The 16420-nt window shown below is 74.9% G+C and carries 18 protein-coding genes; 7 read left to right on the plus strand and 11 right to left on the minus strand.

Features of this window, described 5'->3' with window-relative positions:
* Positions 1-16 precede the first annotated feature (16 nt).
* Positions 17-574, plus strand: coding sequence for a GNAT family N-acetyltransferase (locus tag PH191_RS07035; RefSeq protein WP_274193905.1), 558 nt, complete (start codon positions 17-19; stop codon positions 572-574).
* Positions 575-653: 79 nt separating this feature from the next.
* Here the strand turns inward: PH191_RS07035 and PH191_RS07040 are convergent, their stop codons facing one another.
* The 6 genes from PH191_RS07040 to PH191_RS07065 form a co-directional block, all read right to left on the minus strand.
* Positions 654-1676 (minus strand): ABC transporter ATP-binding protein, encoded by a 1023-nt coding sequence (locus PH191_RS07040; RefSeq protein WP_274193906.1) that lies wholly within the window; start codon positions 1674-1676, stop codon positions 654-656.
* Positions 1673-2704: an ABC transporter ATP-binding protein gene (locus PH191_RS07045; protein ID WP_274193907.1), complete on the minus strand. Its 1032-nt coding sequence runs from the start codon at positions 2702-2704 to the stop codon at positions 1673-1675. Before PH191_RS07045 ends, PH191_RS07040 begins: the two co-directional genes overlap by 4 nt.
* 3 nt (positions 2705-2707) lie before the next feature.
* Complete coding sequence (locus tag PH191_RS07050; RefSeq protein WP_274193908.1) at positions 2708-3634, minus strand: ABC transporter permease; 927 nt, start codon at positions 3632-3634, stop codon at positions 2708-2710.
* Positions 3627-4553, minus strand: a complete 927-nt coding sequence (locus tag PH191_RS07055) for an ABC transporter permease (RefSeq protein ID WP_274193909.1) — start codon at positions 4551-4553, stop codon at positions 3627-3629. The genes PH191_RS07050 and PH191_RS07055 overlap by 8 nt, the downstream gene beginning before the upstream one ends.
* A 90-nt stretch (positions 4554-4643) precedes the next feature.
* On the minus strand, positions 4644-6242 hold the full coding sequence (locus tag PH191_RS07060) for a peptide ABC transporter substrate-binding protein (protein WP_274193910.1): 1599 nt from the start codon (positions 6240-6242) through the stop codon (positions 4644-4646).
* A 153-nt stretch (positions 6243-6395) separates the two neighbouring features.
* Positions 6396-8534, minus strand: coding sequence for an ABC transporter substrate-binding protein (locus PH191_RS07065; RefSeq protein ID WP_274193911.1), 2139 nt, complete (start codon positions 8532-8534; stop codon positions 6396-6398).
* A 163-nt stretch (positions 8535-8697) separates the two neighbouring features.
* Between PH191_RS07065 and PH191_RS07070 the strand changes: the two genes are divergently transcribed.
* Positions 8698-9015: a hypothetical protein gene (locus tag PH191_RS07070; RefSeq protein WP_274193912.1), complete on the plus strand. Its 318-nt coding sequence runs from the start codon at positions 8698-8700 to the stop codon at positions 9013-9015.
* Here PH191_RS07070 and PH191_RS07075 read toward each other — a convergent pair.
* Positions 9012-9398 carry an NUDIX domain-containing protein gene (locus PH191_RS07075; RefSeq protein ID WP_274194683.1) on the minus strand — a complete coding sequence of 129 codons (387 nt, stop codon included), beginning with the start codon at positions 9396-9398 and terminating at the stop codon, positions 9012-9014. The genes PH191_RS07070 and PH191_RS07075 overlap by 4 nt on opposite strands.
* A 47-nt stretch (positions 9399-9445) precedes the next feature.
* On the opposite strand from PH191_RS07075, the gene PH191_RS07080 reads away from it, so the two are divergent.
* The 3 genes from PH191_RS07080 to PH191_RS07090 all read left to right on the plus strand — a co-directional run bounded on the left by PH191_RS07080 (position 9446) and on the right by PH191_RS07090 (position 11783).
* A complete protein-coding gene (locus PH191_RS07080; protein WP_274193913.1) occupies positions 9446-9748 on the plus strand; it encodes a 4a-hydroxytetrahydrobiopterin dehydratase in 303 nt (100 codons plus the stop codon).
* Between the two features lie 7 nt (positions 9749-9755).
* On the plus strand, positions 9756-10961 hold the full coding sequence (locus PH191_RS07085) for an MFS transporter (RefSeq protein ID WP_274194684.1): 1206 nt from the start codon (positions 9756-9758) through the stop codon (positions 10959-10961).
* A gap of 207 nt (positions 10962-11168) precedes the next feature.
* Positions 11169-11783 carry a hypothetical protein gene (locus PH191_RS07090; RefSeq protein ID WP_274193914.1) on the plus strand — a complete coding sequence of 205 codons (615 nt, stop codon included), beginning with the start codon at positions 11169-11171 and terminating at the stop codon, positions 11781-11783.
* A gap of 23 nt (positions 11784-11806) precedes the next feature.
* On the opposite strand, the gene PH191_RS07095 is transcribed toward PH191_RS07090, so the two are convergent.
* On the minus strand, positions 11807-12415 hold the full coding sequence (locus PH191_RS07095) for a hypothetical protein (protein ID WP_274193915.1): 609 nt from the start codon (positions 12413-12415) through the stop codon (positions 11807-11809).
* A gap of 128 nt (positions 12416-12543) precedes the next feature.
* A complete protein-coding gene (locus tag PH191_RS07100; RefSeq protein ID WP_274193916.1) occupies positions 12544-13251 on the minus strand; it encodes a GPP34 family phosphoprotein in 708 nt (235 codons plus the stop codon).
* 195 nt (positions 13252-13446) lie between these two features.
* Between PH191_RS07100 and PH191_RS07105 the strand changes: the two genes are divergently transcribed.
* The gene (locus tag PH191_RS07105; RefSeq protein ID WP_274193917.1) at positions 13447-14583 is read left to right on the plus strand and encodes a sigma-70 family RNA polymerase sigma factor; all 1137 of its coding nucleotides are present in this window, start codon (positions 13447-13449) and stop codon (positions 14581-14583) included.
* Here the strand turns inward: PH191_RS07105 and PH191_RS07110 are convergent.
* Positions 14570-14707, minus strand: coding sequence for a hypothetical protein (locus tag PH191_RS07110; RefSeq protein ID WP_274193918.1), 138 nt, complete (start codon positions 14705-14707; stop codon positions 14570-14572). The two genes, PH191_RS07105 and PH191_RS07110, sit on opposite strands and share 14 nt — an antisense overlap.
* Positions 14708-14751: 44 nt before the next feature.
* Between PH191_RS07110 and PH191_RS07115 the strand changes: the two genes are divergently transcribed.
* Positions 14752-15423 carry a cytochrome P450 family protein gene (locus PH191_RS07115; protein ID WP_274193919.1) on the plus strand — a complete coding sequence of 224 codons (672 nt, stop codon included), beginning with the start codon at positions 14752-14754 and terminating at the stop codon, positions 15421-15423.
* Positions 15424-15454: 31 nt separating this feature from the next.
* Here the strand turns inward: PH191_RS07115 and PH191_RS07120 are convergent, their stop codons facing one another.
* Positions 15455-16345, minus strand: coding sequence for an SMP-30/gluconolactonase/LRE family protein (locus tag PH191_RS07120; protein WP_274193920.1), 891 nt, complete (start codon positions 16343-16345; stop codon positions 15455-15457).
* Positions 16346-16420: the final 75 nt, after the last annotated feature.

The raw sequence follows: 16420 nt of genomic DNA on the forward strand, positions 1-16420 counted from the left end.
GGACGAGACTGGTGCCGTGACGGACCTGACCTGGTCGGTGTCGTGGGAGACCGAGCTGGACGACGCGGCGCACGGGGCGCTGGCCGCGCTCCTGGGACGCGCCTACGCCGCCCAGTCCGTCCGGTTCGACGACGGCCGGAGCTGGGCGGGCGCCCGCCCCGAGCTGCGGGTGGTCGTGCGCGCCGGTGAGACCCCCGTGGCCCACGCGGGGATCATCCGGCGGTTCCTGCGGGCCCTCCCCGACGGGCCCGACGTCCTCGTCGGCGACGTGGGCCTCGTCGCGGTGGACCCCGACCGGCACGGCAGCGGTCTCGGTCGCGCCCTGATGGCGCAGGTGGCGGCGACCCTCGTCGACCTCGACGTCCCCTTCGGCTTCGTGTCGTGCGGTCACGCCGTCGAGGGCTTCTACCGCGCCGCGGGCTGGACGCGGCTGCCCGACGTGAGCGTGCACCTCATCGACACCCACCACCGCACCCGCGTCGACCCCGGCCCGGCGATGATCCACGCCGCGGGCCGGCCGCTGTCGGCGTGGCCGGCCGCGCGGGTGTTCGCCCGCGACGGGCAGCTCGTCTGACCGGACGAGCGCGCGGGTGATCGACGGAGCGATACGGACACCGGGTGTCTGCGACGGCACTCCGCTGACATGAACCGGGCTACTCCGTCCGGACCAGGTGCGGGGGTTCGGCGAAGTGGCACGCCGCGGGGTGGTCGGTGGACGCCCGGACCTCGAGCGCCGGGGGCTCCTCGGCGCACACGGGCTGGGCCTTCGGGCAGCGCGTGCGGAACCGGCAGCCCGAGGGCGGGTCCGCCGGGCTGCGGCCAGAGGGAAGGGGAGCATCGCCCGTGAGCCGGATCGCCTCGCGGCGCCCGCGCAGCGAGGGGTCGGGCACCGGCACCGAGGACAGCAGCGCCTGCGTGTACGGGTGGCTCGCGCGCCGGTAGATCTCCTCGGCGCTCCCGGTCTCCACGATCGAGCCCAGGTACATCACCGCGACGCGGTCGCAGAGGTGGCGCACGACGCCGAGGTCGTGGGCGATGAACAGGTACGCCAGCCCGAACTCGCGCTGCAGGTCACCGAGCAGGTTGAGCACCTGGGCCTGGATCGACACGTCGAGCGCCGACACGGGCTCGTCGCACACGATCACCTTGGGCCGCAGGGCCAGCGCCCGCGCGATCCCGATGCGCTGGCGCTGCCCGCCCGAGAACTGGTGCGGGTAGCGCCGGATGTGCTCGGGGTTGAGCCCGACCACCTCGAGCAGCTCCTGCACCCGTCGCCGGCGGTCGCCCTTCGGCGCCACCTCGGGGTGGATGTCGAAGGGTTCGCCGAGGATGTCGCCGACGGTCTTGCGCGGGTTCAGCGACGTGTACGGGTCCTGCAGGACGATCTGCATGTCGCGCCGCCAGGCCGTCAGCGCCGCGCCCTTCTTGGCGAAGAGGTCCTCGCCCTCGAAGGTCGCGGTGCCTCCCGTCGGCGGGATCAGGCGCATCAGGACCTGGGCGAGCGTCGACTTCCCGCAGCCGGACTCGCCCACCACCCCGAGCGTCTCGCCGGGATGGAGGTCCAGCGAGACCCCGTCGACGGCTCGGACGTGCCCGATCGTCCGACGGAACAGCACGCCGCGAGTGATCGGGAAGTGCTTGACCAGGTCGCGCACCGACAGGATGGGCTCGCTCACCCCGACACCACCTCGTGCGTCGTCGGACGGTCGGTCCCCTCGGCGACGAAGCGCTCGGCGAAGTGGCACGCCGCCTGGTGCCCGTCACCCAGCTCCCGCAACGGGGGGACGTCGTCGACGCACACGTCCTGCGCGTACGCGCAGCGCGGGTGGAACGGGCATCCGTTCGGGATCGCCGCGAGGCTCGGCGGCAGGCCGGGGATCGGTCGCAGCGGGGCGCCGGCTGCGTGGCCCGGGTCGTCGACCCGCGGCACCGAGTCCATCAGCCCGCGCGTGTACGGGTGCCCGGGCCGGGCGTAGAGCGTCTCCGCGTCGGTGTGCTCGACGATCCGCCCGGCGTACATCACCGCGATCCGGTCGGCGACCTCCGCCACCACCCCGAGGTCGTGGGTGATGAGGACGAGCCCCATGCCCCGCTCGCGGCGCAGCTCGTCGAGCAGGTCCATGATCTGCGCCTGCACCGTGACGTCGAGCGCGGTGGTGGGCTCGTCGGCGATGAGCAGCTCGGGGTCCAGCGCCAGCGACATCGCGATCATCGCGCGCTGGCGCATCCCGCCGGAGAACTGGTGCGGGTACTCCTTCACGCGCTGCTTCGCGTTGGGGATGCGGACCTGGTCGAGCATCTCCACCGCCCGCGCCGTCGCGTCCTTGCGCGACATCCCCCGGCGGAAGCGGAACTGCTCGGCGATCTGGAAGCCCACGGTGTAGACCGGGTTCAGGGCCGACAGCGCGTCCTGGAAGATCATCGCCATCGACTCGCCGCGCAGCAGCCGCCGGCGTTCCGGGTCGGCGCCGAGCAGCTCCTCGCCGCGGAAGCGCACCGATCCGCCGATGATCCGGCCGGGCGGGGCGTCGAGGATGCCCATGACCGTCTGCGCGGTCACGCTCTTGCCCGACCCCGACTCGCCCAGCACGGCCAGGGTCTCGCCCTCGTCGACGTGGTAGCCCACGCCGTTGAGCACCGACGCCGTCTCCGGCCCGCGGCCGAACTCGACCCTCAGGTCCTCGACCTCCAGCAGAGCAGCCATGCCTCATCGTCCCCGGGGGTCGAGGGCGTCGCGCACGGCGTCGCCCATCATCACGAAGGCCAGGACCGTGACGACGAGGAAGCCGGCCGGGAAGAACAGCGCCCACGGGATGTCCTGCACCCGGTCCTTCGCCTCGGCGATCATCACGCCCCAGGAGACGACGGGGTCGCGCAGGCCGATGCCGAGGAACGACAGCGTCGCCTCGGCGCCGATGAAGACGCCGAACTGGATCGCGCCGTAGACGAGCACCGGCGCGAGGGTGTTGGGCAGGATGTGCCGCAGCACGATCCGGAACGGGCCCGCGCCGAGGGCCCGGGCCGCCTTGACGTAGTCCTGCTGGGCGGTCTCGATGGCGGCCGCCCGCATGATCCGCATGGCCACCGGCCAGGTCAGCACCACGATCGTCAGCACCACCTGGAACACCAGCTCCTGGGCGCCCACGATCTCCCCCGGCTCGTTGAGCGAGGTGAGGATGACGATGCCGCCGAGGACGAACGGCAGGCCGGCGAAGACCTCCCCGATCCGCGAGAGCAGCGAGTCCGCCCAGCCCTGCGAATAACCGGCGAGCAGCCCGGCCAGCGACCCGATGACCATCGTGCCGAGGGTGGCGAGGAAGCCGACGGCGAGCGAGGGCGCCGCCCCGTAGATGGTCCGCGCGTAGACGTCGCGGCCCTGCAGGTCGTAGCCGAAGATCGCGCCGTCGCCGGGCGGCTGCCGCGAGCGGGAGAGCTCGCCGACCGTCGGGTCCACCGAGGTGAACAGCGACGGCGCCAGCGCCATCAGCAGCAGCACGAGGATGAGCGCGGCCGCGATCCAGAACCGGGGCCGGCGCCGGAGGTCGGCCCACCCGTCGACCCAGAGCCCGCGGGTCTGCTCGACGGCCGGGCTCTCGTCCCTCGCCGTGTCCGGCGGCGTCGCGAGCTCACTCATAGCGGATCCTCGGGTCGAGCACGGCGTAGAGCAGGTCCACGACGAGGTTGGCGACGAGGTAGACGATCACGAGCAGGGCGACGACGCCGACCACCGTGGCGATGTCCTGCTGCTGCAGGCCCCGGTAGATCAGCCCGCCGATCCCGCGGATGTTGAACACGCCCTCGGTGACGATCGCGCCGCCCATGAGGGCGCCGATGTCGGTCCCGAGGAACGTGACGACGGGGATGAGCGAGTTGCGCAGCATGTGCACGCCGACGACGCGGCGCCGCGGCAGGCCCTTCGCCACGGCGGTGCGCACGAAGTCGGCGCGGGTGTTCTCGATGAGGCTGGTGCGCGTCAGCCGCGCGACGTAGGCCATCGACAGGCTCGCGAGCACGAAGCCCGGGACGATCAGCTCCGCGAACGAGGGGTTCGCCGGGACCGACGTGCGGATGATCCCGAGGTCCACACCGAGCACCTGGCGCAGCACCAGGCCGGTGACGAACACCGGCAGGGCGATGAGGAAGAGCGTCGAGACCAGGACGAGCGTGTCGGCGAACCCGCGTCCCCGCAGGCCGGCCACGACGCCGGCGATGATCCCGATGACCGCCTCGATCACGAGCGCGACGATCGCGAGCTTGATCGTGATCGGGTACGCGTCGGCGATCAGCGTCGAGACCTCGGTGCCGGAGAACGTCTGGCCGAAGTCGCCGGTGAGCACGGCGCCGAGGTACTTGAGGTACTGGACGATCAGCGGGTCGTCGAGGTTGTAGCGCTCGGTCAGCGCGGCCCGGAAGGCGGGCGAGCACTCGCGCTGCCCGCACTTGCCCGCGAACGGGTCCTCACGCAGGCCCCAGACGAGCCAGTAGACGAGGAACGTGGTCCCCAGGAAGACGGGGATCAGCTGCAGCAGCCGCCGCAGCGTGTAGCGGCCCACGGTGGGTCTCCTCCGGTCGGTCCGACCCGCCGCGCGGGACCCGGGTGGACCCGGATCCCGCGCGGGCGGTGGTGGTGGTCGGTGACGGGATCAGCCCTGGGGGTTGAGCCGGAACGACGTCGTGACGAGCCGGTCGAGCGGGTTGCGGTCGCCCGAGGCCAGCCGCGCCGAGTCCCCGTAGATGATCTGCCGGGTGAACAGCGGGATCGACGGCATGTCCGCGAGGATCAGCCGCTCGGCCTCCTGGTAGCCCGCCTCGGCGGCCTGCTCGGTGGGGGCCTGGTCGGCCCGGTCGAGCGCCGCGTCCACCGCCGGGTTGGAGTACTTGTAGTCGTTCGACGACGCGTCGGTGCGGTAGAGCTGCGTCAGGAACGTCTCCAGGTTCGGGTAGTCGCCGATCCACGCCGCCCGGAACAGCCCGGTGAACTGGAACGCGTTGGCCTGCTGGCGGACCTCGGAGAACGACGGCAGCGGCGTGTACTGGGCGTCGACCCCGAGGTTCTGGCGCAGCTGGTTCGTGACCGCCTGCATCCAGTCGGCGTGGCCGCCGTCCGCGTTCGCCGTGAGCGTCAGCGGCCCCGCGAAGCCGCCGGCCCGGGCGAGCAGCTCACGGGCCCGCTGCGGGTCGAACTGACAGTTCGCGCCGCACTGGTTGGGCAGGTAGCCCTGCGCGGCCGACGTCGCGAGCCCGTCGGCCGGCTTGTAGGTGCCGCCGAAGATCTGGTCGACGATGGCCTGGCGGTCGATCGCCATCGACATGGCCTGGCGCACCAGCGGGTTCTGGAACCGCGGGTCGTAGAGCGGGAAGCCCAGCGCCGTGGTCTGCAGGCCGTCCTTGGCGTGCGCACCCGCCCCGAGCTCCTGGCGCCAGCGGCCACCCGTGAGCGCCGCGGGCGGGATCGCCTTGACGTGGTCGAGGTTGCCGGACACGACGTCGTCGTAGGCGGTCTGGATGTCGGCGTACACGCGGAACTCCAGGCGCGGGACCTGGGGCTTGTCGGTACCGGCGTACTGGTCGTTGCGCACCAGGGTGAGGCTCTGGTTCGGCGTCCGGGACTCGAACCTGAACTCGCCGTTGCCCACCGGCGCGGCCTCGAAGCCCGCGCGGTCGGTGAAGAACTTCTGCGGCAGCGGGTAGTAGGCCGAGTAGCCCAGCGTCGTCGGGAAGATGACGAACGGCGCCTTGAGCGTGACCTCGAAGGTCTGCGGGTCGACCACCCGCAGCCCGCGCATGGTGGGCGCGGTCGGCTGCTCGGTCGAGACCTCGTCGTACCCGTCGATCTTCTCCATGAACGACTGGGCCTGGGCGGCGTTGGGGCCCGCGGCGACCCAGTTCCACGCGTCGACGTAGTTCTGCGCGGTCACCGGGGTGCCGTCGTGGAAGGTCCAGCCCGGCTTGAGGCGGATGGTCCACACCCGGTTGTCCGCCGACGTGATCGACTCCGCGGCCTCCATCGAGGGCGCGGCGGTGTCGACGTCGTACTTCACGAGGCCGGCGAACAGCGCGTCGAGGGCGTCGCCGCCGTTCTGCTCGGTGTTGTTGCCGGGGATCAGGGCGTTCTCAGGCTCACCCCAGTCGAGGGTGACGGTCTGGGCGGACTGGTCGTCCCCTCCCCCGCCGCACGCCGTCGCGACCAGGGCCACGGCGAGAGCAGCGGCCACGGCAGTGGCCAGGCGGCGCAACGGCAACGTCTACCTCCTCGAGTATCCCGACTCCGGTTCCCTGCCGTTCCTTGCGCGGCGCGACCGAGCAATCACCGCGCGTGACACGACTGCGGGGAACCTAGGGAATTCCGTTGAGAGCGGCAAGACAGGCACGTCACGTGGTCGTGAGGTGGCCGGTCAGTTGATGCCGTCGTCCCCGCGCTGGGTCGGCGGCGGCGGCGTCCAGCGGTCGGCCCCGGCGAAGGGGCTCTCCGGCAGCGGACCGATCACGACGTCGGTGCGCTCGGTCGGGCCCACGAGCACAGAGGCGGCCTGGAAGAGCGGGATCGCCGGCAGGGCCGTCCACAGCGTCGGCTCGGCGAGCGCGAGCGCGGTGTCCTCGGAGACGGCGCCGGCCGACGCGGCGTCGAGCAGCGACTGCAGCGCCGGGTCGCAGTAGCCGGTGGGCGTGAGCGCCTCCGAGGCCTGCGGCTCGGAGAGCTCCTCGATCGCGTCCGGATCGGCCTCCGCACTCTCCGTCGGTGCGGCCGGGGCGTCCGTGGACGTCGGCGCCGCGCCCGTCGCCGACGCCGGCGGGGCGACGCTCGTGGGCGCGGACGTGCTCGTCGGCGCGGCGGGCGTGCTCGGGGCGGCGGCGGTCGCGCCCGGGAGCCTCGGCGCGTCCTCGTTGGCGGCGAGGTCGACGGCCGGGTCGGTGACGGTGCGGCCTGAGGTCACCGGCGCCCGTCCGCCCGGGCAGCCGATCACCGACGCCAGGTCGGTGATGGGGTCCGTGCCCACCGGGAGCGCGACGACGGCGATGTCGGCGACCGCGAGGTCCGACGGCGAGTCGGGGGTCGGCGGGACGGTCGTGGTGGTGGAGCTGGTGGCGCCGGCCGTCGGGCCCTGGACGGGCGTCTGGGCGGGCGTCTGCCGGGGCGGGCCCGCGGTCGTCGGGGTCGGCGCGGGGGTCGGCACCACGGCCGTCGTCGTCGACGCCGGACCCCGGCCGGGCTGGAAGGGCGTCGAGCCGCCGTCGGCCACGACCACCGACGCGATGCCCGCGGCGCGCAGCTGGGTCCCGAGGGTCGAGACCAGACGGCCGAACGGCGCCACCTGGGGCGGCGCGGCGAGGCGCAGGACCAGCGGCTGCCCGGCCCGGCTCCACCGGCCGTCCTCGCCGCGGGTGTAGCCGGCCTCGGTCAGCAGGCGCGCCGACGCGCCGAGGTCCCGCTGCGCGGCGGGCGAGTCGGCGGGCAGCGTCGACCGGTAGCCGGCCTGCGAGGGCGCGCGGGCGAAGGCGTCGGCGGGCAGGTCCTCCGACGGCCCGCCGTCGGCGCCGACCTCGCGCAGCGCCGACCGGTCGATCGCCGACGCCACCGCCTGCCGGACCCGGAGGTCGGCGAGGGGGCCGTCGTCGCTGCGCAGGGCGAGCTGGACGACGGCGGGCTCGGGCAGGGCGCGCACCGTCAGCCCGGGGCCGGCCGTGGCGAGCGCGGCGAGGTCGTCGCCGGTGGCGCGGAACTGCGTGGCCTGGACGTCGCCGGAGCGCACCCGGTCGATGAGCGACGTCGCCTCGGCGGCCTGGAAGACGATCTCGTCGGGCACCGAGGGCGTGCCCCAGTAGCGGTCGTTGCGGGCGAGCGTGACCTGGCCGCGGACGCGGTCGACGACGCGCACCGTGAACGGCCCGGCGGACACCGGGATGCTGTCGGTCAGCCCGCCGCCCCACGAGCCGGGCGCGTCCTTGAGCAGGTGCGCCGGCAGCAGGTGGTCGAACAGGGTCTGCCAGGCCGGGAAGGGGCGGTCGAACACGACGTCGACGGCCTTGCCGCCCGCGCGCGACCGGACGTCGCTGATCGCCCGGTAGCCGGCCGCGCCGACCACGCCGGGCTGGCTGCGCATCTGCTGCCACAGGTAGACGAAGTCCTCGGCGGCCACCGGGGCGTTGTCCGACCAGGTCGCCGCCGCGGCGATCTCGTAGGACACGGTGTAGGGCTCGGTGTCGGTGACGCGCGCCGACGTCACCACCGTGGTGTCGAGACGCGGCTCGCCGTCGGGGCCGGGACGGAACGCCGAGGGCAGCACCAACGGGGCCAGCGCGCGGGCGATGGGCGTGTCGTCGGCGACGCGGTGCGGGTTGAAACCGATGCCGAGGTCGTCGACACCGATGCGCAGCTCCGTCGGGTCGGGCTCGAGCTGCGGGGTCGGCGCGGGGGCCGGGACGGGTACCTGGCCGACGACCGGCGGCGGCGCACCCGAACAGGCGGCCACCAGCAGGGCGAGAGCGAGCACGAGAGCGGGGAGGACTCCGACGGCACGTCGGGGACCGCTCACGCCTTCGTCCGGCCCTTCGTCCTCGGGGAGATCGCCTGGTCGTTCGCCGGTCAGCCTGACCTCGCGGGACCAGTCGTACCGGGATCGCCATCGTGACACGGTGGCCGTCGGCCCAGGTCGACGGGTCTGGCCCGGGGCCGGGACCAGAGGTTAGCCTTCCCTCATGGGCAAGGGCGCGAAGAAGGGCCGACACCGGGCGGAGTGCCCCACCTGCGGGTCCGCCCTGGCGGGCCGCGACGCCGCCACGGCGGACGAGGCCCCCGCAGCGAAGGAGAAGGGCCCGAAGGTCCCGCTCCACCTCGCCGCCTACGCCCACGCCGCCCCGCTCACCGGGGCGAAGAAGATCAAGAAGCAGTGCTGCCGGTCGTCGCCCCGCTGCAAGGGCTGCCCGGTACTGCTGATGCGCGCGGCGCGGCTCCAGGAGTCCGGCGTGACGGGCAAGGACCTCAAGAAGGCGCTGAAGAAGGCGCGCGCGGCCTAGCGCGCGCCCCCGTCGAGGAACGCCGCGAGCGCGGGCAGCACGGCCCGGTCGGCGTCCAGCCAGTCGAGGTCGTCGAGGTCGTCCGGCCCCACCCAGCGCAGGGCGTCGTGCTCGAGCGCCGTCGGCTCCCCGTCGGCGCGGCACGCCCGGATGCGCAGCACCCGGCCCTCGGAGAGCGTCACCTCGGGACCGACGCGGTCCCCCACCGCGACGTCGGCGAGGGCGAGCTCCTCGCGCAGCTCGCGGGCGAGCGCGGCCGCCTCGTCCTCGCCGGACTCCACGGCTCCCCCGGGCAGCTCCCACCGTCCGGCCGCGGAGGCGGGCCGGGTGCGACGGGCCGCCAGCACCCGGCCGTCGCGGACGAGGGCGGCTCCGACGACGATGCGCACGACGGTCAGTCTCCCCGCCCCGTCTCTGGGAGGATGCGCGCATGGCTGAACTCCTGAGTGAGGACGCGATCGCCCGGGCCCTGGAGGAACTGCCGGGCTGGCAGCGCGAGGACGACGCCACCATCGCGCGCTTCGCCAAGCTGCCGAGCTTCCCCGATGCCATCGCGGCCATCGACGCCGTCGCCGAGCTGGCCGAGTCGGCGAACCACCACCCGGACATGGACATCCGCTACAACAGCCTGAAGTTCAAGCTGTCGACGCACTCCGAGGGCGGCCTGACGGCCAAGGACACCGACCTCGCCGCGAAGATCTCCGCAGAGCTCTCCTCCCGCGGCGCGGAGTGATCCCCGCCTGAGCGCCGACACCCCGGCGGGCCTCCGGTCCGCCCCCTTCGTCGCGCTCCTCGCCGCGACCGTCCTCGCCTTCGGCGGCTACGCGCTGCTGCTCCCCGTGGTGCCGGTGCACGCGGCCGCGGGTGGCGCGACGCCCGGTGCCGCCGGCGCCACCACCGGCGTGTTCATGGCGGCCACCGTCGCCGCCCAGCTCACCGTCCCGGCCGTCCTGCGTCGTGTGGGCCCGCGCGCGGCGATGATCGCGGGGGTGCTCGCGATGGGCGCGCCTGCGGTCCTGCTCGCCGCCACCGCGTCGCTGACCGTGCTGTTCGCGGTGGCCGTGGTGCGTGGGCTCGGGTTCGGGCTCGTCACCGTCACCGGTGCCGCCCTCGTGGCCGACCTCGCCCCGCCCGCCCGGCGGGGACGGGCGATGGGCCTCTACGGGGTCGCCCTCGGCCTGCCCCAGCTCGTCCTGCTCAGCGGCGGTGTGTGGGCCTACGAGGTGCTCGGCGGGGCGGCGGTGCTGCTCGCAGGGGCGGCCCTGCCGCTCCTGGCCTCCCTCGCCTGCGGACGCCTGCCGACCCGCGTCGTCGCCTCCCCCGGCGACGTCGCGGGCGGGCGGACGTTCCCGGTCACGGCCGCGCTGGGCCCCTGGACGGCGATGGTGGTGTCCGCCGCTGCGGCCGGTGGCGTGATCACCCTGCTACCCCTGTGGACCCCCGGGACGGGGTCGGCGGCCGGCCTCGCCGGGGGCACGACCACCGCCGCGATCGCCCTCGCCGTCCTCACGACGGGCCAGCTCGCGGGCCGCGGGCTCGCCGGCGAGCTCGCCGACCGGCGCACCCGAGCGCCGGCGGTCGCCGTCGGGCTGGTCACCGGCGCGGGCCTCGTGACCGTCGCCGCCGGGGCCGGCGTGATCGCCCTGGGCGGGGAGGGTTCCGGTCTCGTGGTGCTCCTCGGCGCCGCACTCGTGGGCCTCGGGTTCGGCGCGGTCCAGAGCGACACCCTGCTCGCGCTCTTCGCCCGCGCCGGCCCGTCCCGCTCGGGTGCCGCCAGCACGTGGTGGAACACCGGCTACGACGCGGGCACCGGCCTCGGGGCCGCGGCGCTGGCCGCGGTGCTCGGTGCCGCGGGCGCGCCCACCGCGTTCGTCGTCGCCGCGGTCGCCTGCGTCCTCGTGCTCCCGGTCCCGCTCGCCGCGGTGCTCGGGCGTCGGTCGGGCTGACGGCCGGCCGACCGCTCATCAGCTTCTCGGGACGCTTCGATTTCCGAAGTATCAGCGGTGGGACGACACCAGGTCCACGTCGCCCGTCCGGACGCCGACGACGTCGCTCGGTCCACGGTCGGGGGCTGTGCGGGTGACGTGCTGGCGCGATCGGGGGAGAACCTGTCATCGGCTGTCACGAGGCGGGCACCGCCCGCGATGTCCGCCGTGTCCGGCACGGGTCGGGCGCGGGTGACGGAGGCCGACGTGGTGAAGAAGGTGCTGTTCGCGGCCCTGCTCGGTGCGGTCGTGATGATGGGGTCGGCGCAGGCCGGCTACCTCACCTCCGCCACCCTGCCGGACCGCGTGGCGCCGGGCGCCGCGCGCGCGCCGGAGCTGTCGGGCGCCGTCACGCCCGTGCCGCCGCCCGGTGCCGCTCCCGGGTCTCCGCTGCCCGTGGCGCCCGCAGGGCCCGCAGGGCCCGCCGGGCCCGCGGGTCCGATCGGGGCGGGCGGGCCCGGTGCGGTCGGTCCCGTCGGCGCGACGGGCGGCGGCGCCGGGGAGGCGGCGACGCCACCCCGGACGGGCCGCTCGGCGGCGGCCGACAGCAGCCCGGAGTCCGGTGCGTCCGCCCGATCCGGCTCCTCGGGCGGCTTCGGGTCGTCGGACGAGCGCGGAGCCCCGGCCGGCGGGTCCGGCTCGTCGAACGGCTCGCCCGGCGGGTCGTCCGGGGGCCCGTCGAACGGCTCGTCCGGCGGGCAGGGGAGGGACCCGGGCGGCGTCCGCGTCCAGGTGTGCCTCGAGCGCGTGCTCGGGAAGTGCGTCCGCGTCGGCCTCGGCTGACCCCCGGTCGAGGCGACTCGACCTCAGCCCGCGGCGACCTTCTCGGGCGCCCCGCCGGTCACGGCCGCGCGCTCGGCCTGGGCCACCGCGGCGATGGTGTCGTCGAGCAGCGCCACGAGCAGGCGGTCACGGGCGGCGGCGTCGAGATCGGCCACGCGGGCCGCGACGAGCAGGTGGGCGCAGGCGTGGTTGACCGGCCCCACGTGCAGCAACGTCGCCAGACGTCCGCCGTGCCCGCTCTCGCCCCGGCCCGGGCGTCCCGGCCCGGCCGCCGCGCGCCGCTCGAGGCGACGCTGCAGACGGGGGAAGAACCGGTTGGCGGGGTCGATCGCGAGGCCGGCGCGCGCGATCGTCGCGAGCACGATCGGGCGGACCTCGACGCCGGAGTCGCGCCCGAGACCGATGAGCGTCACGGCCCGGGTCGCGAGCTGCTGACGGGCGTCGGAGGAGACGGCGTCGTTGACCTGCCACGCGACGGCGGCGAGCGCCGGGTGCGTACAACGTGGCCGGTCGGTGAAGCGTTCACCGGCGAGGACGGAGACGTACTCCATCAGACAACTGCCGGCCTCCGCGTCGCGGTGAGCACCGGCATCGAGGACAGGCATGCCCTCCGGAGGGCGTGTGGACGTCATGGGAAGCTCCCTTCCCCGGCCCCGGGCCCTCGCGCCCGGTCGGATGCTCCACCGTAGACCGAATCCGGGCCCAGGACAGGGGGTCCGGACGAGGGAATCGAGATCGGGTCACCCGCGCGGGCGGTGACTCAGCGCTCGGAGCCGATGACCGTGGTCGCCGTGAGCGCCGCCAGCACCGCACCGACGGTGGGCGAGATCAGCCGGCGGATGTCCTGGGCGACGCCGAGCGTGACGTGCCGGCCGTCGGAGATCGCCCGGGCGCGACGGGCGGCGAGGGTCAGGTCGGCGGGGCTGAGCTCCCGGACGCGGCGTCCGTGGTGGAGCAGCACGATGAGCATCGCGACCGCCTCGTCGGGCTCCTCGCCCTCCAGCGCGGCGCGGACGGCGGCGCGGTCGTGGTGCAGCGCCTCGACCTCGTGGACCCGCAGCGCGGAGCCGAACACCGGCATCGCGAGGTAGCCGAACACCCGGCGCGGCTCGCGGGCGGCCAGCCCGCGCTCGACGAGACGGTCCATGGTGCGGCGGATCATCTGGGCGCCGCGGTTGCCGGTGACCGCGTGCTGCAGGTCGGTCTTGGCGCCCCCGTGGGCGAGGAGGCTCTCGGCGACCCAGCCGAGCAGCGGATCGGTGACCTCCACCGGTCCGCGCCGGTAGGCCGTGCCCGCGTCGAGCAGGGAGGCGTCGAGCAGCAGCTCGACCATCGCGGCCGCGACGAGCAGGCCCGCGGGCTCGGTGAGGGTGGACATCGGGCGTCCTTCGTCGTCGCCGAGGATCCACGCCACCCGCTCCGGCAGCGTCAGGTCCGCGGTCCGTGACGACCACCGCTCCGAACGCACGCAGACAGCGTAGGCACCTCTGTCCCCCACCCGAGCGAGGAGTCCTCGGGCGGTGGCACACGGCGTCGAACGGTGCGGCCGCTCGGGGCATCGGGTGTCGGCCGATCGCCCGGGCGCCGGTCGCCGACGGTGAGGGCGTGATCGCCGCGCAGGATGCGGACCCCGCGTGTCGGACCCCCGGGGCACACTGCTCGCATGACCGACCCGGGCACCGCGACGCCCGTCGCCCCGCTGACGCCCGACGACTCCCCGGCGCCCGACGACTCCCCGGCGCCCGACGACTCCCCGACGCCCGACGACTCCCCGACGCCCGAGGGCGCGGGGGACGACCTCGAGCGCGCCCGCCACGGCGACGACGACGCGTTCGCCCGGCTGGTCGCGCCGCTGCGCCGGGAGCTGCACGCGCACTGCTACCGGATGCTCGGCTCGACCCACGACGCCGACGACGTCCTGCAGGACGCGCTCCTGCGGGCCTGGCGGGCGATCGGGCGCTTCGAGGGCCGCCCGGATCGGCCGAACGCCCTGCGCTCGTGGCTCTACACGGTGGCCACCAACGCCGGGCTCGACGCCGTCGCCCGGCGCGGACGCCGCGCCCTGCCGATGGACCTCGGTCCGTCGAGCGAGGCCCCGGGCGACGATCCGCCGCGCACCGAGGTGGCGTGGCTCGGCCCCTACCCCGACCACCCCGACGCCACCGTCGAGGAGCGCGAGGCCGTCGAGCTCGCGTTCGTCGCGGCGCTGCAGCACCTCCCGGGCAACCAGCGGGCCGCGCTGCTGCTCATGGAGGTCCTCGGGTTCTCGGCCGCCGAGGTCGCCACGATGATGGTGACGACGACGGCGTCGGTGAACAGCGCGGTGCAGCGGGCGCGGGCGACGCTCGCCGCCAAGGTCACCGGCCCCAGCCAGCAGCGCACCCTGCGCGCGCTCCCGGACGCCGCGCTCGCGGCCACGGTCGCCCGCTACACGTCGGCGCTGGAGGCCGGCGACGCCGACGCCCTCGTCGGCCTGCTCACCGCCGACGTCACGTGGTCGATGCCCCCGAGCGCCGCCTGGTACCGCGGCCTCGACGCGGTGTCGGCGTTCCTGCACCAGGGGCCGCTGGGCGTCGCCTGGCGCCACGTCCCGGCGTCCGCCAACGGCCAGCTCGCCGTGGGCTGCTACCTGTGGGACGCCGACGAGTCGCTGTGGCGCGGCGGGGTGCTCGACGTGCTCACGCTCGCCGAGGACGGCCGGATCGCCGAGGTCACCGCGTTCATCGGGGCCGAGCACATCGCCGCCGCCGGCCTCCCCGCCACACTGCCCGGGGACACCCCGCCCACTACAGCTCCCTGATCATGTCCTCGGTGCGCTGCTCGGCGGCGGCGAGGAAGGTCGCCATCCGCCCCAGCACTGCGTCGTCGACACCCGCGAGCTCGGCGGCGAGGCGTGTGTTGAGGGGGTCGTAGACTAGAGGCACTGCAGCTCGGTGGTCCCGACGCCGATCCGGGCGGCGACCACGCCGTGCTGGACGACGCGGTGGAGGCCTGCCGGCGGATGTTCGGCGATGACGCCGACGTCGCCGCGGCGATGGGCGGGTTCGCGCGACTGGCCGCGACGGCGATGCAGCACGAGGGTCTCGCCCGCGAGCTCCGCGAGCGCCTGCCCGCCGACGTCACCGACGAGCAGGTGCATTACCTGCTGTCCACGCTGCTCTTCGTCGGCCAGCTGACCACCGGCCCGGCGCTGGGGTTCGTGCTGGCGCGGGTGCTCGCCGGCAGCGAGGAGCGGGACGTGGACACCACCGCCCTCGTCGACGACGTCCTGCGCCGCGACCCGCCCGCGCCGTTCACGCTCTGGCGGTTCACCGCGCAGGAGGTCGAGCTCGCGGGCGTCGTCCTCCCGCCGCGGACCCCGGTGCTCGTCGACCTCGCGGGGACGGCCGACGATCCCGACGCGGGCCCCGGTCCCGGCCTCGCGTTCGGGGCGGGCCCGCACCTGTGCGCGGCCGTCCACCTCGCCCGCGCCGAGCTCGCCGCGGCCGTCGACGTCCTCGTCACCGACTTCCCCGACGCCCGCCTGGCGGTACCCGCGGCCGACCTGCGCCGCATCGACCCGGGCGGCATCGCGGGCAGCCGGCTCGCCGCCCTCCCCGTGCATGGCCTGCGGCCCCGTGAGCGATCCGGGTCGTCCTGACGACCCGGATCGCTCACGTGCGCGCAGCGCCTCAGGGGACCCCGGCGTGCGGCACGTCGACGCGGGCCGCCAGCAGCTGGGCCTCGCGCACCGGGCGGCGCTCGTGCTCGGCGAACGAGGGCGCCGCGCAGGCGTAGAGCGTGCGCCCGTCCTCGCCGCCGAGCATGCAGGCGTAGACGCCGGTGCCCGTCGGGAGCTCCTCGAGGATCTCCCCGCCCTCGGCCACGCGCAGCAGCCGCCCGTGGAGGGCGTCGGCGACCCAGATCGCGCCGTCGGCGTCGGCGCAGATGCCGTCGGGGGCCACGGGCAGCGCCCCGACCGCCTCGCCGACGTCCGTGGTGGCCGGCGGCTCGGCGAAGCGCGCCCAGGACCGCCGGCGCGCGAGCCCGCCGTCGTCGGCGACGTCGAAGGCGGTCAGCCGCGCGCCGAACGTCTCGGCGACCACGAGCACGCCGTCGCGCAGCACCATGCCGTTGGGGAAGAGCAGGTCGTCGGCCACGGTGCTCGCGACGCCGTCGGGGTCGACGTAGGTCAGCGTCGTCGAGCTGATCGGCGCGCCTCCCATGAGGTCGAAGCCGAAGTTGCCGACGTAGGCGCCGCCCCGGGCGTCGACGACCATGTCGTTGAGGTGGTCCGCGACGAGGCCGGAGAGGTCGGCGTGCTCGACCAGCGAGCCGTCGTCCTCGCGCCGCAGGATCCGGTGGTCGCGCATGGACACGATGAGCGCGCGCCCGTCGGGCAGGAAGCCGAGGCCGGAGGGCTGCTCGGGCACCTGGGCCATGACCTCGTGGTGCCCGGCGTCGTCGATCGCCACGACCTTCTCGGTGTAGAAGTCGGAGACCCACAGCCGTCCCTCGTGCCATCGCGGGCACTCGAGGTAGGACCACCCGTCCGACACCACGTCGACGTTCCGTTCAGCCACGGCGCTCCTCCTCGAGCCTCGATCGTCCGCGCACGCTCTTTGCACCCGCCGGTGGTGTCAAGAGCACGACCTCCA

Origin of the sequence: Actinomycetospora callitridis, assembly GCF_028737265.1 — a bacterium.
GTDB lineage: Bacteria > Actinomycetota > Actinomycetes > Mycobacteriales > Pseudonocardiaceae > Actinomycetospora > Actinomycetospora callitridis.